The organism is Brevundimonas sp. (assembly GCF_051860745.1).
Lineage (GTDB): Bacteria > Pseudomonadota > Alphaproteobacteria > Caulobacterales > Caulobacteraceae > Brevundimonas.
Genome location: NZ_JBHYDN010000013.1, coordinates 34,751 through 53,292 on the forward strand (window position 1 = coordinate 34,751; position 18,542 = coordinate 53,292).

16 protein-coding genes and 1 tRNA gene are annotated in these 18,542 nt (G+C 66.8%); 6 read left to right on the top strand and 11 right to left on the bottom strand.

The window, feature by feature from the left end:
- Nucleotides 1-115 precede the first annotated feature (115 nt).
- Entirely contained in the window at nt 116-1,081 is a 966-nt protein-coding gene (locus ACTIEW_RS12980; RefSeq protein ID WP_439478318.1) for an alpha/beta fold hydrolase, read from the bottom strand.
- Nucleotides 1,082-1,196: 115 nt separating this feature from the next.
- Here ACTIEW_RS12980 and ACTIEW_RS12985 point away from each other — a divergent pair, with 115 nt between their 5' ends.
- Nucleotides 1,197-2,318 (top strand): Rieske 2Fe-2S domain-containing protein, encoded by a 1,122-nt coding sequence (locus tag ACTIEW_RS12985; RefSeq protein WP_439478319.1) that lies wholly within the window; start codon nt 1,197-1,199, stop codon nt 2,316-2,318.
- Nucleotides 2,319-2,486: 168 nt separating this feature from the next.
- On the opposite strand, the gene ACTIEW_RS12990 is transcribed toward ACTIEW_RS12985, so the two are convergent.
- Both ACTIEW_RS12990 and ACTIEW_RS12995 read right to left on the bottom strand, forming a co-directional pair.
- Nucleotides 2,487-3,149, bottom strand: coding sequence for a TetR/AcrR family transcriptional regulator (locus ACTIEW_RS12990; RefSeq protein ID WP_439478320.1), 663 nt, complete (start codon nt 3,147-3,149; stop codon nt 2,487-2,489).
- Nucleotides 3,150-3,368: 219 nt separating this feature from the next.
- Nucleotides 3,369-5,204 carry a cation:proton antiporter domain-containing protein gene (locus tag ACTIEW_RS12995; protein ID WP_439478321.1) on the bottom strand — a complete coding sequence of 612 codons (1,836 nt, stop codon included), beginning with the start codon at nt 5,202-5,204 and terminating at the stop codon, nt 3,369-3,371.
- Between the two features lie 153 nt (nt 5,205-5,357).
- Between ACTIEW_RS12995 and ACTIEW_RS13000 the strand changes: the two genes are divergently transcribed.
- Entirely contained in the window at nt 5,358-7,496 is a 2,139-nt protein-coding gene (locus ACTIEW_RS13000; RefSeq protein ID WP_439478322.1) for a M13 family metallopeptidase, read from the top strand.
- 430 nt (nt 7,497-7,926) lie between these two features.
- On the opposite strand, the gene hisS is transcribed toward ACTIEW_RS13000, so the two are convergent.
- The 5 genes from hisS to ACTIEW_RS13025 form a co-directional block, all read right to left on the bottom strand.
- On the bottom strand, nt 7,927-9,426 hold the full coding sequence (gene hisS / locus ACTIEW_RS13005; RefSeq protein ID WP_439478323.1) for a histidine--tRNA ligase: 1,500 nt from the start codon (nt 9,424-9,426) through the stop codon (nt 7,927-7,929).
- Between the two features lie 105 nt (nt 9,427-9,531).
- Nucleotides 9,532-10,782 carry a DUF418 domain-containing protein gene (locus tag ACTIEW_RS13010; protein WP_439478324.1) on the bottom strand — a complete coding sequence of 417 codons (1,251 nt, stop codon included), beginning with the start codon at nt 10,780-10,782 and terminating at the stop codon, nt 9,532-9,534.
- Between the two features lie 87 nt (nt 10,783-10,869).
- Entirely contained in the window at nt 10,870-11,439 is a 570-nt protein-coding gene (locus ACTIEW_RS13015) for a phthalate transporter (protein ID WP_439478325.1), read from the bottom strand.
- A gap of 10 nt (nt 11,440-11,449) precedes the next feature.
- Nucleotides 11,450-12,328: a 3-hydroxybutyryl-CoA dehydrogenase gene (locus tag ACTIEW_RS13020; RefSeq protein ID WP_439478326.1), complete on the bottom strand. Its 879-nt coding sequence runs from the start codon at nt 12,326-12,328 to the stop codon at nt 11,450-11,452.
- Between the two features lie 131 nt (nt 12,329-12,459).
- Nucleotides 12,460-12,765, bottom strand: a complete 306-nt coding sequence (locus ACTIEW_RS13025; protein WP_439478327.1) for a YggT family protein — start codon at nt 12,763-12,765, stop codon at nt 12,460-12,462.
- Between the two features lie 180 nt (nt 12,766-12,945).
- On the opposite strand from ACTIEW_RS13025, the gene ACTIEW_RS13030 reads away from it, so the two are divergent.
- Nucleotides 12,946-13,021 (top strand) — tRNA-Ala (locus ACTIEW_RS13030).
- A 181-nt stretch (nt 13,022-13,202) separates the two neighbouring features.
- Here ACTIEW_RS13030 and ACTIEW_RS13035 read toward each other — a convergent pair.
- A complete protein-coding gene (locus tag ACTIEW_RS13035; RefSeq protein WP_439478328.1) occupies nt 13,203-15,575 on the bottom strand; it encodes a heavy metal translocating P-type ATPase in 2,373 nt (790 codons plus the stop codon).
- 101 nt (nt 15,576-15,676) lie between these two features.
- Between ACTIEW_RS13035 and ACTIEW_RS13040 the strand changes: the two genes are divergently transcribed.
- On the top strand, nt 15,677-15,952 hold the full coding sequence (locus ACTIEW_RS13040; protein ID WP_439478329.1) for a metal-sensitive transcriptional regulator: 276 nt from the start codon (nt 15,677-15,679) through the stop codon (nt 15,950-15,952).
- An 18-nt stretch (nt 15,953-15,970) separates the two neighbouring features.
- Here the strand turns inward: ACTIEW_RS13040 and ACTIEW_RS13045 are convergent, their stop codons facing one another.
- On the bottom strand, nt 15,971-16,510 hold the full coding sequence (locus ACTIEW_RS13045; RefSeq protein WP_439478330.1) for a DUF305 domain-containing protein: 540 nt from the start codon (nt 16,508-16,510) through the stop codon (nt 15,971-15,973).
- Nucleotides 16,511-16,724: 214 nt separating this feature from the next.
- Here ACTIEW_RS13045 and copC point away from each other — a divergent pair, with 214 nt between their 5' ends.
- Together copC and copD are read left to right on the top strand one after the other, a co-directional pair.
- The gene (gene copC / locus ACTIEW_RS13050; RefSeq protein WP_439478331.1) at nt 16,725-17,087 is read left to right on the top strand and encodes a copper homeostasis periplasmic binding protein CopC; all 363 of its coding nucleotides are present in this window, start codon (nt 16,725-16,727) and stop codon (nt 17,085-17,087) included.
- A 4-nt stretch (nt 17,088-17,091) separates the two neighbouring features.
- Entirely contained in the window at nt 17,092-18,006 is a 915-nt protein-coding gene (copD, locus tag ACTIEW_RS13055; protein ID WP_439478332.1) for a copper homeostasis membrane protein CopD, read from the top strand.
- 14 nt (nt 18,007-18,020) lie between these two features.
- Here the strand turns inward: copD and ACTIEW_RS13060 are convergent, their stop codons facing one another.
- On the bottom strand, nt 18,021-18,512 hold the full coding sequence (locus ACTIEW_RS13060) for a YybH family protein (RefSeq protein ID WP_439478333.1): 492 nt from the start codon (nt 18,510-18,512) through the stop codon (nt 18,021-18,023).
- Between the last annotated feature and the right edge of the window lie 30 nt (nt 18,513-18,542).

The window sequence follows — 18,542 nt, forward strand, 5'->3', positions numbered from 1 at the left end:
AACCCTCATCAAGCCGTGCCCGGTCTTAGCCGGTCGGGACGCGCACGGGAACGCCCTCACGCTCTTCACAGGACTGTGAGGGACGTTTCCGCCGAAACCATGACGCTTCAGATGCCTATTCTAAAAACGCGTTCACCTCGGCGGCGAACCGGGCGGGCTGGTCCAGCATGATGAAATGGGCGCTGTCGTCGATCCGGGTCAGGCGCGCGGAAGGCAGATTGGCGAACGAAGCGCGGTAGACGCCGTCGGCCATGTCGGTGGTCATCCGCGGATCGTTGAACCGGACGTAGAGGACGGTGGTCGGCGCAGTGATGCGCGCCAGCTCAGGCCGCAGGTCGGTGACGATCAGCTCGCGGAAGGCCGAGGCCGAAACCCGCTGGTCGCTGGTCCGGCTGTCTTCCAGCGGTCCGGCGCGCAGGGACTCGGTGTTGATCATGGCGACGACCTGGGCATCGGCCTGCTGCTGGTACTGGTCGCGCGGCGAGGTGGACATGCCGTGATAGATGCCGTCGGCCATCGGCGTGACGCTCTCGACCGTGGCTCCGGGAGCGCCGAACATCGCGCCCATGAACGGCACCATGTCGACGACCATCAGCTTGCCGACGCTATCGGGATGACGGGCCGCCAGCATCATGCCGATTGTCCCGCCCATGGAGTGGCCGATCACGGCCGGCCTGCTCAGCCCCCGTTCGGCGATGTAGCGGACCAGGTCCTCGGCGACAGGGGCGGAGACATTGCCCGTGGCGTTGTCCTCGGCCGCCGCGCCGGCGAAGCCCTGCACATGGATGCGGTGGACGCGGTAACGGCCCTTCAGCTCTTCCGTCAGACCGTCCCAGACGTGGGGCGACGAGGACAGGCCGGGAATCAGGATGACGTCGCCGACCGGATGCTCGGGTCCGTCGACGCGGACATGAAACCGGCCGGACTCGAAATCGGCATGGGCGTGACCATGACCCGCGGCTGCGGCGGGGGCCTGTTCCCGGGGTTGGCCATGGTCGCCGTGCGACTGGGCGAAGGCGGGCGCCGCGACGGCGAAGGAAAGGGCCCCGGCGAGGGCGGCGAGGGCGGTCATGGTCTTCATGGTGTGTGATCCCGATGGACGGGCGAACGCCCGCTGCTGTCCCTGGTCGTCACACAGGGCGTGAACAGATGCAGCCGGTCAAGACTTCACCGCTACAGCCCGCTAAACAGTGTCCATGAGCCCAGCCGACAGCGCCCCCGTTTCCTCGAAATCACCCGAAGCCAAGGCCCCGCCGACGGCCTTCGGCAAGGGATTTGTGCTGGACGCCTGGTATTTCGTCGCCCTGTCGCGCGACGTCGCGCCGGCCGCGCTGAAGCGCCATGAGTTGCTCGGCGAGCCGGTACTGATCGGCCGGACACGCGCGGGTCAGGTCTATGCGATGCGCGACATCTGCCCCCACCGCGCCGCGCCCCTGTCGGCCGGGCGGCTGGTCGAGAAGCCCGGCGAGGGCGAGACCATCGAGTGCTGCTACCACGGCTGGCGTTTCCGCCCCGACGGCGTCTGCGCCGCCATCCCCTCCCTGGTCGAGGATCAGCCCTATGAGGCCGACCGCATCCGGGTGCGGTCGTATCCGGTGCGCGAGAGCCAGGGGATGGTCTTCGTCTGGATGGCGTCGGACCCGCGCATCGCGCCCGATCCGGACCACGAGCCGCCGCTGTTTCCGGGCGTCGTCGGCGGCGGGGCGAAGATGGTCGAATGGATGGATTTCGACGCCCATGTCGACCATGCCGTCGTCGGCCTGATGGACCCGGCCCACGGCCCCTATGTGCATCAGCAATGGTGGTGGCGCTCAGAGCATTCGATGCACGAAAAGGCCAAGGCCTTTGAACCGCGCGAGCAGGGCTTCGCCATGGTCCGCCACGCCCCCTCGTCGAACAGCCGGGCCTACAGGATCCTGGGCGGAGCGCCGGCGACCGAGATCACCTTCCGCCTGCCCGGCTATCGCTGGGAGCATATCCAGGTCGGAGAGAAGCAGGTGCTGGCCCTCACCTGCCTGACTCCGATCAATGAGACCAGGACCCGGATCACCCAGATCTTCTGGTCCGACCACTGGGTGTTCGGCATCGCCAAGCCGTTCCTGCGCATGGGCGTGATCGCCTTCCTGAAGCAGGACGGCGGGATGGTGAACCTGCAGAACGAGGGCCTGCGCTATGACCCGGCCCTGATCTGGATCGACGACGCCGACAAACAGGCCAAATGGTACCAGCAGCTCAAGCGCGAATGGATCAAGTCCCGCGCCGAAAGCCGCCCCTTCGCCAATCCGGTCAAGGCCACGGTTCTGAGGTGGAAAAGCTGAGTCTCCTCCCTGTGGCGAAGCCATGGGGAGGGGAACCATGCGAAGCATGGTGGAGGGGTCGAGGGGATCGCATGCGATCCGACAACGCCGTCTCTACCCTTCCGTCACGGCGCGAAGGCGCGCCGCGCCACCTCCCCATTCGCTCCGCGAACAGGGAGGAGACAATTTCTACTGTCGCGAAAGCTGGCCCGCCAAGATCACGTCGATCTGCTTGCCGATCTGCGTCGTCAGCTGCTGCATGGTCCAGCCGTCGTAGGCGGCGCCGCGATAGTTGGACAGATAGGCGTCGTAGATAAGCTCGCTGAGCAGACGCACGTCAGCGTCCTGGCGCAGTTCGCCCTCACGCACCCCGGCCTGCAGGGCGTCGGAGACGACCATGACCAGCGGCTTGATGGCGGTGCGGGTGCGCATCTCGGCGGCGACGGGCTGGAACCACGAGCGGGCCACGACAGCCTGAACCAGCGGCAGCTGCTCCAGCGAGCTGTGATAGCCGGCGGTCAGGGCGGCCAGCAGACGGGCGCGCAGGGAGGTCTCGGCGGCGGCGGCGGTCTTCAGTGTCTCGGCCAGTTTCGCCAGGTCTTCCGACAGGACGGCCTCGAACAGTTCGGCCTTGTCCTGGAAATTGGCGAAGACGGCGCCCGTCGACATGCCCGCGCCCTTGGCGATATCGCGAATGGTGGCGGGCTCATAGCCACGCTCCGCGAACAGGGCGCGCGCGGCGTCCAGCACCTTCTGGCGGGTGCGGACCTTGGCGGCCTGGCGGCGGTTCAACCGGGGGGTCTCCCCCTCAGCGTCGTTGGTCTTGGAGGGGGTCAAGGCGATATCTCGCATGAAACGGGTACTCACTGGGCGGCGGCTGTGGACCGTCGTGGGAACTGAACGCCGAAGCGATGGAAAATCCGGGGCGGGCGCGAAGGCACGCAGACACATCGCCTGTCAGGCGAGAACGGGGCAATCATCACGCAACGATGACCAAAATGGGGTAGCGGGATTAACAGTCGGAATAGTCATGGGGTTAACGCGTCGCCGCCGCCGCTCCGTCGCTGCGGCTCAGCGACGCAGGTTGGAACGCAGGGCGCGCGGGCTGCGGACCGCGTCACTGCCGGGCATGGCCTCCTGAAAGATTTTGCGGAACCGGTCGCGCCGCTCGTGAATCGACGCCAGGACCAGACCCATGGGCACCCCCAGATCGACCAGGGTGTTCTCGGCCAGTTGCAGGCTGGCCTCGGTGGTTTCCGGCACGGCGTCGGTGACGCCAAGGGCGTACAGACGCGCGGCGTGTTTGTGATCCCGGGCGCGGGCGATCAGGATCAGGTCGGGCCGCAGCGAGCGGGTGGCGACCACCACTTCATCGACCTTGATCGGCGCATCCATGGTCACCACCACCGCCCGCGCCGTATCGATGCCACAGCGCTCCAGCATCTCGGTCCGTCCGGCGTCGCCATAGAAGACATTGGCGCCCTCGGCTCGGCCCTTGGTCACGGTCGTGGGGTTGGCGTCGATGGCCAGAAAAGCCTGACCGTGTTCGGTCAGCATCTCGCCGACCAGGCGCCCGACCCGCCCGAAACCGACAATCAGCACCTGTCCCGAGGTGGCCGACGGCGGCTCAAGGGCCTCGGGTGGGAGGTCGGGCGCAGCCGGCGCCGTGTGTTTGAGCACCCGGTCGGCGATGGCTGCCATCAGGGGGATGGTGAAGATGCTGATCGTTGCGGCGATCAGGACGGTCTGGGTGAAGGCGGGCGAGGCGATGCCCTCCACCAGACCGGCCCCCAGGATGACGAAGGCGAACTCCCCGGCAGGCCCCAGCACCAGAGCTGTCTCGATGGCTGACCGATGGTTCAGGCCCCACAGACGGGCGACGCCGAAGATGAGGCCGGCCTTCAGCAGCGTCAGCATGGCGGCCAGGCCGAACACCGCGACAGGATCTGCGGCCACCGCGTCGAGGTCGAGGCTGATGCCGACCCCCACGAAAAAGACCCCGAGCAACAGCCCCTTGAACGGTTCGATCGAAATCTCGACCTCGCGACGGAACTCGGTCTCGGCCAGGAGCAGGCCGGCGATCAGGGCGCCGAGGCTCATAGACAGGCCGGCGGCCTGGGCCGCCACGCCGGCGCCGACGACCACCAGCAGACTGGCGGCGATGAACATTTCCTGCCCCTGCCCCCGGGCCTTGGCCCGGGCGACGGAACGGAACATGGGCCGCAGCACCAGCCGACCCAGAACGACCAGCAGCGCCAGACCGATGGCGGCCGGGATCAGGGTGAACAGCGCCGGTCGCAGCACCGCCGGATCGAAATCGCCGCCCCCGACCCCGCTCTCGGCGAGCGCCGCCAGGACTGTGACGGTGATCAGGATCGGCGCCACGACCAGATCCTGGGCGAGAAGGATCGAAAAGGTCGCGCGTCCCGCGGTCGTCTTGATCCGGCCCCGCTCGGCCATCACCGGCATCACCACCGCGGTCGACGACAGGGCGAGGCCCATGCCCAGCACGGCTGCGGAAACCAACGGCTGTCCCATAAAGACGAACAACGCCGCCAGCGCCACCGTGCAGGCCGCCACCTGGGTCAGGCCGAGGCCGAACACCAGCTTGCGCATGGCCCGGAGCCGCTCCCACGACAGCTCAAGTCCGATCATGAACAGCAGGAAGGCGACGCCGAGTTCAGACAGGGACCGGATCTGGGTCGCGTCCGAGATGGTCAGCCACGAGAGCCAGGGCGCAGTATCCGCCAGCCGCGCCAGCCCGTCCGGACCCAGCAGTACGCCAGCGGCGAGGAAGCCCAGCACCGGGCTGATCTTCAGGCGGTTGAACAGCGGCACGACCACGCCCGCCGCGGCCAGGAAGACCACCAGATCCTTGTATTCGCCGCCGCCGCCGTGAGTCGCCATTCGTCCTCCGTCGGAGGTCAGCCTACAGGCTGAAACGCCGCCCCGTCTGGGTTTCCGTCGCACATGACAAATAATTCAGGCGACAGGGCGGAACCGGGGCGTAGGGTCGCCGCCGACGCTGTCCGACAGAGAAGCGAAGTCAAGGAAATCCCCATGAAGAAATTGCTCATCGGCGCCGCGCTCGGCGCCCTGCTCCTGCCCGCGTCCGTCGCGGTCGCCCAGGTCGGCGGCGAGGATCACGGCCACGCCTGTATCGACGAGGGCTGCACCGTCTTCGAACTGTTCCAGACCCCCGCCGAGGGCGCCACGGTCCTGGGCTACCAGGGCACGGAGGCGCCCAAATACGGAACGTGGGGCTTCAACCTCGACGGCCGGGACACCTCGGTGAGGCCGGGCGACAGCTTCATGCGCTACGCCAACGGCGCGGCGCTGGACCGGTTGCAGATCCCGTCGGACCGTACGTCCTACGGTTCGTTCAACCTGCTGCGTGAATTGTCGGACAACCGGGTCAAGGTGATGATCGACGCCCTGGTGGCGCGCACCGACCTGTTGCCCGGCTCCGATGAGCAGAAGATCGCCGACGCCTACCGCTCCTACATGGACGAAGGCCGGCTCGAGGCGCTCGACGCCCAACCGCTTCAGCCCTATCTCGCCGCCATCCGCGCGGCTGAGACCCATGACGCCATGGCGGCCTACATGGGCCAGACCCAGGGCCGCGTGGGTGCGTCCCTCTTCGGCACGGGCATCTCGATCGACCAGAAGGCTCCCACCCGATACGTGGTCTCGACCGGCCAGTCCGGCATCGGCCTGCCCAACCGCGACTACTATCTGGAAGCCCGCTGGGCCGAGAAGAAGGCGCTGTACCAACTCTATGTCGCCCGCATGCTCGAGATGATCGGCTGGGCTGACCCGGTCGAGAACGCGGCCGCCATCGTCGCCTTCGAGACCCGCATCGCCGAGGCCCACTGGACCCCGATCCAGAACCGCAACCGCGACGAGACCTACAACGAATACACCATCGCTCAGCTGGCGTCGGAAGCGCCCGGCTTCGCCTGGCAGGGCTATTACGACGCAGTCGGCGTAGGCGAGGTTCCGCGGCTGATCGTCCGTCAGGACACGGCCATGCCCCGGATGGCGGCCATCTACGCCGAGACGCCGATGGATGTCATTCAGGCCTGGCAGGCCTTCCACACGGTCGACGATGCCGCGCCGCGCCTGTCGCGACGTTTCGTGGACGCCCAGTGGGAGTTCCGCTCGCGCGATCTGAACGGACAGCCGATGCAGCGTCCCCGCGACAAGCGCGGCATCAGCTTCGCCGAAGGCATGCTGGGCGAGGCCGTCGGCCGGCAGTACGTAGCCGAATATTTCCCGGCCGAATCCAAGGCCAAGATGGAAGAGCTGGTCTCCAACCTGCGCATCGCCCTCGCCAACCGCATCCGCAACTACACCTGGATGAGCGCGGAGACCCAAGCGGCGGCCCAGGAGAAGCTGGAGAAATTCACCGTCAAGATCGGCTATCCGAACAAGTGGCGCGACTATTCCGCTCTGGAAGTTCGCCCCGACGACCTGTTCGGCAACACCGAACGCGCCGGCCAGTTCCAGTGGAAGTATCAGCTGAACCGCCTGAACCAGCCCGTCGACAAGGATGAGTGGGGCATGACGCCCCAGACGGTGAACGCCTATTACAACTCGGCCAATAACGAGATCGTCTTCCCCGCCGCCATCCTGCAGCCGCCCTTCTTCGATCCGAACGGCGACGCCGCGGTCAACTATGGCGGCATCGGCGGCGTCATCGGCCACGAGATCGGCCATGGCTTCGACGACCAGGGCTCCAAGTCCGACGGCGACGGCGTGCTGCGCAATTGGTGGACGCCCGCGGACAAGGCCAATTTCGAAGCCCTGACCGCGCGCCTCGGCGCCCAGTATGACCAGTTCGAACCCCTGCCCGGCTTCCCCGTCCAGGGCGGCCTGACCATGGGCGAGAACATCGGCGACGCCGCCGGCGTGGCGGTGGGCCTCGAGGCCTATCACCTGTCGCTGAACGGCCAGCCCGCCCCGGTGCTGGACGGCGTCACCGGCGACCAGCGCTTCTTCTTCGGCTGGGCCCAGGTCTGGCAGTCGAAATACCGCGAGGATGCGCTGCGCAACCAGATCGCCACCGATCCGCACAGCCCCGCCGAGTTCCGCGTCATCGGCCCGGTCCGCAACTCCGACGCCTGGTACGACGCCTTCGACGTCCAGCCCGGCGACAAATACTACCTGGCTCCGGAAGACCGGGTCCGCATCTGGTAGGGCGTTCCACACGCTGAACGAAGAGGGGTCGGAACCAGCGCTCCGGCCCCTTTTTTTTCTTTCGTCATCCCGGCGAAGGCCGGGACCCAGCGGCGCCGAAGGCGATTTGTTCAGGCAGGATGTATCGAGCAGGCTTGTCCGCGACAGATTCGCGCTCGCGCGCGCCGCTGGGTCCCCCGGTCTGCGCCGCGAAGCGCGGCTTGCCGGAGGATGACGACAAGATGCAAAAAAGCCCGCCGCGGGGGATACATTCGCGACGGGCTTTCTTTCGCTCTTTGACGAGCGGACGTTTCCTCCCCGAAACGCCTCCGGGCCGCTGCTGCGCCGAAACGCTGCGCTTCCCGAGTGCGTCAGAAAGACGACATTTACCGTCTCAAGTCAATGAACGGGCGGGCGAAACCCGGGTTTTTCAGGACTAATCAGTGATAAGTCACGAAGCTGTGCGCGCCTGTTTGGCGATCCGGGCGACCGTGGCGACCAGCTCGGATCGGGGGACGATTTGCTGGCCCGGGCGTTCGGCTTTCCAGGCCTCATTGTCGCTGACGCCGGCGGCGAGAGCCCGGCCTGCGTCCAGATCCTTGACCGTTACCTGGCCGGCCGCGATCTCGTCGCCGCCCAGGATGACGGCGGCCGGCGCGCCGCGGCGATCAGCGTATTTCATCTGCGCCTTCATCCCGGCCCGGCCCAGATAAAGTTCGGCGGCGATCCCGGCGTTGCGCAGCTCGGAAACGGCGTCGAGATAGTGCTGCATGTCGGCGTCGGAGAAGACGATGACCACGACCGGCCCGCGCACCGCGTCCTCGTCGCCCCGTCCGGCGGCGCGCAGGGCCGAGGCCAGGCGCGACACTCCGAACGAGAAGCCGGTCGCCGGCAGACGTTCGCCGGTGAACCGCGCTACCAGGTCGTCATAGCGCCCGCCGCCGCCGATCGAGCCGAAGCGCACGGCGCGGCCCCTGTCGTCGACGGTGTCCAGCAGCAGCTCGGCCTCGAACACGGCGCCGGTGTAATATTCCAGCCCGCGCACGATGGTCGGGTCGAAGCGGACGGCCTCCTGGCTCACCTTCATGGCGTTCAGGGCCGCGTCGATGGCGGCGAGCTCGGTCAGGGCCGCCTCGCCGATTTCGCCCAGCCCCCCGACCCGCGCGACGGCGTCCAGCGTCCCGGCCCGGGTCAAACCCTCGGTCGCCACCGACGACAGGAAGCCCTCGATCGTCGCGATCACGCCGGACGGCAGACGCGCGCCCTTGGTGTAGTCGCCCGATTCATCCAGACGGCCCTCACCCAGCAGGGCGGCGACGCCCTCCCAGCCCAGCCGGTCGAATTTGTCGATGGCCCGCAGCGCGGTCAGCCTCTGGCCCCCGTCCTCGATCCCGCCCGCCTGAAACAGGCCGTCGAACAACTTTCGATTTGAAACGCGCACCACGGCCTGACCTGCGTCCAGACCGGCCACGCGTAGCCCCTCGCAGGCCATGGCGATGATCTCGGCGTCGGCCTCGGGCCGGTCCGAGCCGACGGTGTCGGCGTCGCACTGGACAAACTCCCGGAACCGCCCGGGACCCGGCTTTTCATTGCGCCACACCGGACCGAAGGCGTAGCGGCGGAACGGCTTGGGCAGGGTCTCCCAGCCTTGCGCCGCGAACCGGGCCAGGGGCGCGGTCAGGTCATAGCGCAGCGCCATCCACTGGTCGTCGTCATCCTGCAGGGCGAAGACGCCCTCGTTGGGACGGTCGGCGTCAGGCAGGAATTTGCCCAGGGCGTCGGCGTATTCGAACGCCCCCGTCTCCAGCGGCTCGAAGCCCCAGCGCTCATAGACCTCGGACACCCGCTGGACGAGACGGCGCTCGGCAATCAGGTCGCGACCCCGACGGTCGGCGAACCCCCTGGGATTGCGGGCTTCGGGGCGGGCGGGAGCGTCGGCGTCTGCGGTCATGCCCGGTCTTTAGAGGGACTGGGGATCAGGGACTAGGGGTTAGGGTTAGGGGGCGGAGGCGTCGATGGGCCGTTCCGATACATCCCCTTCCCTGATCCCTGATCCCTAGGCCTTCCTCAGCGGCACCATCCGCTTGTAGGTCAGGCAGCGCCAACCCCACTCCAGCGGGCCCATCTGGAACACCGACAGCCACAGCGGCGACCAGATCAGCTGGGCCGCCCAGACACCGCCGATGATCATCCACATCTCGGGCCAGCCGATCTGGCCGTACCAGCCCAGCCCCCGACCGCCATAGAAGATGGTGGTCATGATCAGGGTTTGGCTGAGGTAGTTGGTGAAGGCCATCCTCCCGGCGCAGGCCAGCGGCGTCAGGATCAGCTTCAGCCCGGACCGCGCCAGCAGGATCAGCAGGCTGGCGTAGCCGAGCGAGATGAAGGGGGCGAGGAAGCTGTTGTACGGCTTGCTCATCGTCTCGACGAACGGGAAGCCCGCGGCGACGAAGGCCGAGGTCTCCTGCCAGACCATCCACACCGATCCGGCTCCTGCGACGATGAACAGGCTGTAGACCCAGGCCGGCGAACGGCCGGCCAGGAAGCCTGACTTGTACAGGCCCATGCCGATCAGCATCAGCGCGATCGTCGCCGGCAGGAAGAAGATCAGCATCATCGGCACGACGGTCGGCCACATCGACATCACATGCAGGGTCACGGACAGGGCGTCGCCCTGGAATGGCGCGATCGCCTCCGCCAGCTTGGCCGGGTCATTGACCCACCCCGCCCCCTCCATCGCCTGTGTCATCGCCTCCGGCGGGGCGAAGGCCAGCATCGACATCATGCCGACATAGAGGCCCGAACAGATCACGTTCACGCTGACGCCCGTGATCAGCAGGGTGCGCGCGCTCCACGATCGCACCAGCATCACGAACAGGCCGGTCCAGGCGTAGAGCAGCAGGATGTCGCCGAACCAGAAGGCCAGGCCATGGATCGCCCCGAAGATGGCCAGCCAGAACAGACGGCTGCGCAACAGCTTGCCGCGCGCCTTGTCCGCCCGTTCGCCGCCGATCAGGAAGATCGAGGCCCCGAACAGCATGGAGAACAGGGTGCGCATCTTGTCCTGGAAGAAGACGTGCATGAACTGCCAGGCCTGCGCCGCCTCGGCGTCAAAGCCGGGCTGGATGCCGGGATTGGACGAGACCGACCAGGGCCAGGCGAAGGTCATGGCGTTGACCGCCAGAATGCCCAGCACGGCCAGGCCGCGGACCATGTCCAGACTGAACAGGCGGTCTGACGTGGCGACGGGCGCCAGTTTCGCGAGCGGCGCGGGCGCCACTGCGTCATTTGTCTCGGCGATGGCCATGACATTTCCCCCATCTTGGCGAGGCAAGCTTGGCCGAAGCGGCGCGGTCTTGAAACTGAATTCTGTGTAACGGGCCGGTCTGCGCGGTCAGGCCCCGTCGGGGTCGCTCATCAACCCCAGGCGGTCACGCACCTCGGGCTGGGGCCTGAAGGCGATGAAGGCGGCGCACAGGCCCGCCCACAGGGCATAGCTGACCCCGACCATGACGGCGACCGGCAGCAGGCCGACGCCATAGATCAGCAGGGTGGTCTCCGTAGCGCCCGCGGCCTGGGCGATCCCGCCTGCCTCGAACCAGCCGAAGACGCACAGAATGAGGGCGAACAGCGCCTGAAGCCCGGCGGCCAGCAGACCGCCATAGAACATGAACCGCCACACCACGCCCAGCCGCGTCGACGGCCGTCCTGTCCGCTCACGCTCTCGCCTCAGCAACCACAATCCCGCCGGCACAGCGATCAGGCCGATGATCAGGGCCACGAGCCGCGGGTCGATCTCCATCGAGGGCGCCCAGTTGTTCGGCGGCCAGATCAGGAGTGTGATCGGGATAGGCGGCCACAGGGCCCCGGCCACCGCCGCCAGCACCATCCGGTGCGGCTCGCGCCGCCACGCCACCCGTTCCTGCCAGGGAAAATCCTCGGCCTTTTCCGGAAACGGGATCATCGCGCCGGACTCACCGCGTCGGCGCCGGCGTCTCGCCGGAATAGTCGTAGAAGCCGCGCCCGGACTTGCGCCCCAGCCAGCCGGCCTCGACATATTTCACCAGCAGGGGACAGGGCCGGTATTTGGTGTCGGCCAAGCCTTCATGGAGCACGTTCATGATCGCCAGAACAACGTCCAGCCCCATGAAGTCCGCCAGTTCCAGCGGCCCCATCGGATGATTGGCTCCCAGTTTGAGCGCCTTGTCGATCGAAGCGACGTTCCCGACGCCTTCGTACAGGGTGTAGATCGCTTCATTGATCATCGGCACCAGAATACGGTTGACGATGAAGGCGGGAAAGTCCTCGGCGTTGGTCGTGGTCTTGCCCAGGGACTCGGCGAAGGCGACGGCCGTCTCATAGGTGTCGGCCGAGGTGGCGATGCCGCGCACGATCTCAACCAGTTTCATCACCGGCGCCGGCTTCATGAAATGCAGGCCGATGAACCGGTCGGGCCGGTCCGTGACCGAGGCCAGCCGGGTGATCGAGATCGAGGAGGTGTTGGACGCCAGCAGGGTGTCGGGACCCAGATGCGGGACCAGTTCGGCCAGAATCGACTTCTTGACCGCCTCGTCCTCGACCGCTGCCTCGATCACCAGATCGGCCTTGGCCGCAACTGCGAGGGAAGCCGCAGCGGATATGCACGACAGCGCTGCATCGGCCGAGGCCTGATCGGTCAGGCCGCGCTCGACCTGGCGGGCCAGGCTGGCGGCGATGGCGGCCTGCGCCTCGGGCACGCGGTTGGCGGCAGAGTCGTACAGCAGCACCTGATAGCCGCCCGCGGCCACAGCCTGGGCGATGCCTGCGCCCATCTGGCCTGCGCCGACGATGGCGACGGATCGGATCGTGGTCATGGAGTCCGGTTATCTGGCAGGCGGGAGGCCCGGTCGGAGCGGCACCTTAGGACCCCTGCCGGACGGTGCAAGGCCGGAACGCGGCGCGTGTCCCGAACCCGCCGTCCCGTGGCGCCCCGGTCGCATGATCGTCAGCCCAGGATCGAGATCAGATAGGGCGCGCTCATCCGGTTGAAGAGAATCCGCGCGAAATTGATCAGCAGCAGCACCACGATCGGCGAGATATCCATGCCGCCCAGCGGCGGAATGATCCGGCGGAACGGCTCCAGCAGCGGCGCGGTGACCCGGTCCAGAAAGTCGGCGACCTGGTTCACGAACCGGTTGCGGCGGTTAATGACGTCGAAGGCGAACAGCCAGCTGATGATGGCCGACAGGATGATCGACCAAATCAGGATCGAGAGGATCGTATTGACCAGCCAGACGATGGCGTAACCCATGAAGGGGCTCCAGAAGCGAAATCTGTTCCGCTTCTAGCGTGACCGCGTCCTGCGTCCAAGGATTCCGGCGTCCAACGATTCCGGCGTCGCAGGTTCAGCGACGCCAACCCCGTTGACACTCCCGCCCCGCCCCTCGTATGTCGCGCCCTCGCCTGCGCCCCATTGTCCAACGGGGTAAGGGGGGCCGTAGCTCAGTTGGTAGAGCGCGTCGTTCGCAATGACGAGGTCAGGGGTTCGACTCCCCTCGGCTCCACCAGGCGTTATCAAACAAGGACTTGGACCGACCCGGGCAGTGCTGCTACTCACAGCTGCTACGCGGGTGCTCCGGTGGCTGACGGCGTATTCGCGCTGATGCACCTCCTCCCGTGGGAGCAGCAGTTAAGGCTGGACCTCGCCGCCGCGGACCCTTCCAGCCCCATGTCGTCGGCGGCATGTTTTCAACGGAGGGGACGTTTCTGGAGCTTCACCGCGCGCAGCCTCAGCGCGTTCCCGATGACGCTGACCGAGGAGAGCGCCATAGCGAGCGCGGCCAAGGCGGGTGAGAGGAGCCAGCCGAACACGGGATAAAGCAGTCCCGCCGCTACCGGGATGCCGAGCGCGTTGTAGCCGAAGGCGAAGACCAGGTTTTGCCGGATGTTCCCCATCACCGCCCGAGACAGATGCCGCGCGCGGACGATACCTTGCAGATCGCCGCCCAGCAGGGTCACGCCCGCACTTTCAATGGCGACGTCCGAGCCCGCCCCCATGGCGACGCCGACATCAGCGGCGGCGAGGGCGGGCGCGTCGTTGACCCCGTCCCCCGCCATGGCCACGACCCGGCCCTGTGACCGAAGCTGCTGAACCACCGACGCCTTGTCCTGCGGCAAGACTTCGGCCTGCACCTCATCGATGCCAAGGCGTCGCGCCACGGCTTCGGCTGTGGTCCGGTTGTCCCCCGTCATCATGACCAGCCGCAGACCCGCCGCCTTCAGCGCGAGGATCGCGCCCGGGGTGGTCGCCTTGATCGGATCGGCGATGCCAATGATCCCGGCCGCCAGCCCGTCCACCGCCACGAAAATGGCCGTGGCGCCGTCATGGCGGAGCGCATCAGCCTCCGGCTCCAGAGCGGAGACGTCGATCGAAAGCTCACCGAGATACCGGGTGTTGCCCAGGGCCACCTGGCGGCCCTCGACTGTCCCGCGAACTCCGCGTCCGACCGGACTATCGAAGTCCGCAGCTTCTGACAGGGTCACATCGCGGTCCCGAGCGGCCCGGACGATCGCATCCGCCAAGGGGTGCTCGCTTCCGCGCTCAAGACTGGCCGAAAGACGCAGGATGTCCGCTTCGTCGAAGCCTTGGGCGGGCAGGATCGCCGTCACGGACGGGCGTCCTTCCGTCAGGGTGCCGGTCTTGTCGAGGATCAGGGTGTCGACCTTCTCGAGGCGCTCAAGCGCTTCGGCGTTCTTGATCAGGACGCCGGCATGCGCGCCTCGCCCCACCCCGACCATGATCGAGATCGGGGTCGCAAGGCCCAGGGCACAGGGACAGGCGATGATAAGGACCGAAACGGCGGCGACGAGCGCGTATGACAGCCGGGGCTCCGGACCAACCAGACCCCAGACAAGGGCGGCGAGCAGGGCTATCGCGATCACAGCCGGGACGAACCAGCCTGACACCGTATCGGCCAGCCTCTGGATCGGTGCGCGGCTGCGCTGTGCCTGGGCGACCATCTGGACGATCTGCGCCAACAGGGTATCGGCGCCGACCTTGTCGGCGCGCATGACGAAGGACCCGGTCTTGTTCAGAGCCCCGGCGACGACCCGGTCGCCGACTTCCTTGGTCACCGGCATGGATTCGCCGGTCACCATCGACTCATCGACGGCAACGCGGCCATCCAGGATTTCGCCGTCTACCGGGACCTTTTCACCGGGGCGGACCCGCAAGGAATCGCCGACAATGACCTGGTCAAGCGAGACATCCTCATCAACGCCGTCCGGCCGGACCCGTCGCGCGGTCTTGGGCGTGAGATCGAGCAAGGCCCGGATCGCGCCTGACGTCTGCTCCCGGGCGCGGAGCTCGAGGATCTGTCCGACGAGCACGAGCACCGTGATGACCGCCGCCGCCTCGAAATAAACCGGCGCACTTCCGTCAGACTTCAGGAAGGCGGGCGGGAACAGTCCGGGCGCCAGGACGGCCACGACGCTGTAGAGCCAGGCGACCCCAACCCCCATGGCGATCAGGGTAAACATGTTCAGGCGGCGGGTGCGCAGCGAGGTCCAGCCGCGCTGGAAGAAGGGCAAGCCGCACCACAGTACGACAGGCGTGGCCAAAGCGAACTGGATCCAGTTCGACAACTGTCCGGACAACAGCATGTGCAGGTTGGTCAAGTGCCCGCCCATCTCCAGCGCGAAGACCGGCAGGGTCAGAACCAGACCGACCCAGAAGCGGCGGGTGAAGTCGATCAGTTCATGGTTGGGCGGCGCCTCGGCGGCGACGGTTTCCGGCTCCAGCGCCATGCCGCAGATCGGGCACGAGCCTGGACCCTCCTGGCGGATTTCCGGGTGCATGGGGCAGGTGTAGATCGCGCCCGGGACGACGGGCTCCGCCTCCACGCGCGGGTTCAGATAACGCTGCGGGTCCGCGATGAACTTGGTCCGACACCCTGCCGAGCAGAAGAAATAGTCCTGGTCGTCATGGTTGGCTCGGTGAGCGGTTGTCGTCGGATCAACCGACATCCCGCAGACCGGATCCTTTACCGTGGCCGAGCCTGCGGAGGCTTTCGTCGAGCAGCACGAATGGCCTGCGGCGTGATTGTGAGGATGCGTGGACATGGCGCTTTCTCCGGCTGATCCGAGCGCGTAAATATACCCACTGGGGGTATAGCGCAAGATACCCTTGTGGGGTATATCCAAAACTCTGGAGGCGAGGCCGCATGCAAATCGACACGAAGCCCAAAATCCTTAACCGGCTGAGCCGGATCGAAGGCCAGGTGCGGGGCATCGCCCGGATGGTTGCGGACGACCGCTACTGCGTCGACTTGCTGACCCAGCTGCAGGCCGTCCGGGCCGCAGTGCACCGCGTGGAGACGGAGGTTCTGAGGGACCACCTCGACCACTGCGTGATGGGCGCGATGACCAGTGACGATCCCGTTGATCGGAAGGCCAAGGCCAGCGAACTGATCGAACTTCTGGCGCGGGCCGCTCGATAGACCCGACGGACCCGGGACCTAGCGGACGGCTTCGCGGATCTTGGGCTCCATGGAAGAAGTCAGAGTGGCGGACCGGGCCGGCAGAGGTCGATCGCCGCGTTCGCCGTTGTCTTCTATGTCGGCGATGAGGCGCTGCATGGTCGCGATCTCGCGCACCTGAGCAGCGATAATCTCATCGGCCAGTTCGCGGACGCGCGGATCGCTTATCCTGGATTTTCTGGCGTTGTTGATAGCGATGGAATGGTGGGGGATCATCGCGCGCATGAAGGCGGTATCGCCTACGAGCGTCTGATTTCGGTTCGTGTAGAGCAGCAGCGCGCCGAGTATCGCAGCGCCCGTCAGTATCGCGATTTTGGTTCGTTCGCCTTCATACATGCCCCACATGAACCCGAGCATGATCAACGTCATCACACAGCCCATAACCAAGGACGCGACCAAACGGTTTACGCTGAATGTTGCATGTTCCGGGCTGTAGACGAGCTGATACATCAGAACGAACATCACGACCGTGGACAGCGTGATCATCGCGGCGAAACGCCCCCAACCCATCTTCATCATACGCAACTCTCCTGACTATTCAGCGATCACCTTTGATACTTTGGGAACGTTATCGAGAGAGCGGCGGTTCCTGAGCGCTTCTCGTTCGCCGCCTTGGCATGGAGAAAGCCCGGCCCGTGGCTAAGCAGCCGCGATCATTCTTCATGAGGGATGGGCCAGCGCAGTGCGTAGAGAAGCTCAAGGCCGGAAGCGGCCAGATGTCTGGAGACTGAGTATGCGTCACTTCAATCCCACGCCCATCATCGCCGTCGCGGCAGTCCTCGCGTTCGCCGCTGGACCGGCGGCGGCGCACGCCCGACTGGTCAGCGCAACGCCGGCGCCGAACGCGACCGTGGCCTCAACCCGGACGCTGAGCCTGACCTTCAGCGAGCGCATGGCTCCCGCCTTCTCGGGTTTCGATGTCGTCAATGCGGCGGGCGAGAAGGTCGCGGTCCAGACCTCGGTCGCCGAGGACGGCAGGACCCTGACGGGAGCTCTCTCCCGCGCTCTGGCCGCCGGCGCCTACCGCGTCGACTGGCGCATCGCGACGAGCGACGGCCACCGCATGACGGGTTCCTACACCTTCACGGTGCGCTGACCGCATGCTCGAAGTCGCGGTCATCGCGCTCCGCTGGCTTCAATACAGCGGCGCCGTCGTCCTGCTCGGCGCGCCGCTGTTCCTGCTCTACAGCTTCAGGGGAGCCGACGGTCCGAACCTCGGCTGGGCCCGGCCCACGCTGATCGTCGCTGCAATTGTCATCGCCCTGGGATCGCTCGCCGCCCTGGTGGCCCAGACGGCGGTCATGGCGGGGTCGTTGAGCGAAGCCGTCAAGCCCGCGTCGTTATCCTTCATGGTCACGGGCACAGCCCTGGGCATGGCCATGGTCGTCCGGGCCGTCGTCGCCGTTCTTGGTCTTGTCGTGGTGGTTGCCACGAAGCCGGGACGGCTACTTTGGGGTCTGACGACTCTGGCCGGTCTGATCGTCGCCGCCAGTTTCGCCTGGACGGGTCATGGCGCAGCGACCGAAGGGCCCGGCGGGCTCCTGCATCTCGCCGCAGACATCATTCATGCGGTCGCCGCCGCCTTGTGGCTTGGCGCCCTGGCGGCGTTGACGACCCTGTTGTTGTGCCGCGCCGCGCCGGACGATGTCGCGATCCATCGCGCCCTGCACGGCTTCGCCGGTCTGGGGACCCTCGCTGTCGGTGTCCTGGTGGTGACCGGCCTCGTCAACAGCTGGTTTCTGGTCGGCCCCGCGCGGATCGGAGACCTGGGAGCCAGTCTCTACGGCCAGCTTCTGATCGGCAAACTCGTCCTGTTCGCCCTGATGCTCATCTTCGCGGCAGGCAACCGCTTCCGGCTCACGCCGGAGCTGGGCTCGGTCCTGGCGGGCGGAGCCGATCCTCGACAGGCGCTCCAACGGCTCCGGCGCAGCGTGGTCACAGAGACGCTGGTCGGGGCCATCCTTCTGGCCGTCGTCGCGGTGATGGGCACGCTCGCCCCGCCGTCGGCCCTGTGACGTAGCGAACGCGCCTAGCCGGGGGCGCGCGACGACCAGTGGATGTGGTGGATGCGCCAGCCGTCCGCGTGCCGTTTCAGGACCATGGTCTCGGTCGTCAGGCGATCCACGGCGCGGCCGTTGAACTGGCTCGTGGTGCGGCCTTCGCTGGTGATCCAGGCGAGGTCGCCTTCAGCCCAGCCCGATCTGCGCGCCATCGTCGCTTCAGACGCAGCAGCGAAGGCGGCGTCCGATCCCAGGTGATGGGACGCATATTCGTCCCGCGATCGTTCCGCGCCGCCCTCTTCGAAGATCATGACGTCCGGCGCCAGAAACGTCAGCGCTACGGCCGTGTCACCGGCCTTGAGCGCAGCGTGGAAGGCGTCAACAGCTGTGGCCGCGCCCGCTGCTTCCGCCGCGACTGAACCTGGGGCGTGGTCATGGCCGTGAGCGTGGTCCTGGGCGAAGGCGGGCGTCGCCGAAAGCACGGTCATCGACAGGGCGAGGGCAAGGGCGGTGCGGGACATGGCGGGCTCCGGGTTGTGGGTTAGGTGATC

Bases quoted from the DNA above. Each gene is read 5' to 3' on its own strand.
- ACTIEW_RS12980 (WP_439478318.1), bottom strand. From the start codon at position 1,081: ATGAAGACCATGACCGCCCTCGCCGCCCTCGCCGGGGCCCTTTCCTTC.
- ACTIEW_RS12985 (WP_439478319.1), top strand. From the start codon at position 1,197: ATGAGCCCAGCCGACAGCGCCCCCGTTTCCTCGAAATCACCCGAAGCC.
- ACTIEW_RS12990 (WP_439478320.1), bottom strand. From the start codon at position 3,149: ATGCGAGATATCGCCTTGACCCCCTCCAAGACCAACGACGCTGAGGGG.
- ACTIEW_RS12995 (WP_439478321.1), bottom strand. From the start codon at position 5,204: ATGGCGACTCACGGCGGCGGCGGCGAATACAAGGATCTGGTGGTCTTC.
- ACTIEW_RS13000 (WP_439478322.1), top strand. From the start codon at position 5,358: ATGAAGAAATTGCTCATCGGCGCCGCGCTCGGCGCCCTGCTCCTGCCC.
- hisS (WP_439478323.1), bottom strand. From the start codon at position 9,426: ATGACCGCAGACGCCGACGCTCCCGCCCGCCCCGAAGCCCGCAATCCC.
- ACTIEW_RS13010 (WP_439478324.1), bottom strand. From the start codon at position 10,782: ATGGCCATCGCCGAGACAAATGACGCAGTGGCGCCCGCGCCGCTCGCG.
- ACTIEW_RS13015 (WP_439478325.1), bottom strand. From the start codon at position 11,439: ATGATCCCGTTTCCGGAAAAGGCCGAGGATTTTCCCTGGCAGGAACGG.
- ACTIEW_RS13020 (WP_439478326.1), bottom strand. From the start codon at position 12,328: ATGACCACGATCCGATCCGTCGCCATCGTCGGCGCAGGCCAGATGGGC.
- ACTIEW_RS13025 (WP_439478327.1), bottom strand. From the start codon at position 12,765: ATGGGTTACGCCATCGTCTGGCTGGTCAATACGATCCTCTCGATCCTG.
- ACTIEW_RS13035 (WP_439478328.1), bottom strand. From the start codon at position 15,575: ATGTCCACGCATCCTCACAATCACGCCGCAGGCCATTCGTGCTGCTCG.
- ACTIEW_RS13040 (WP_439478329.1), top strand. From the start codon at position 15,677: ATGCAAATCGACACGAAGCCCAAAATCCTTAACCGGCTGAGCCGGATC.
- ACTIEW_RS13045 (WP_439478330.1), bottom strand. From the start codon at position 16,510: ATGATGAAGATGGGTTGGGGGCGTTTCGCCGCGATGATCACGCTGTCC.
- copC (WP_439478331.1), top strand. From the start codon at position 16,725: ATGCGTCACTTCAATCCCACGCCCATCATCGCCGTCGCGGCAGTCCTC.
- copD (WP_439478332.1), top strand. From the start codon at position 17,092: ATGCTCGAAGTCGCGGTCATCGCGCTCCGCTGGCTTCAATACAGCGGC.
- ACTIEW_RS13060 (WP_439478333.1), bottom strand. From the start codon at position 18,512: ATGTCCCGCACCGCCCTTGCCCTCGCCCTGTCGATGACCGTGCTTTCG.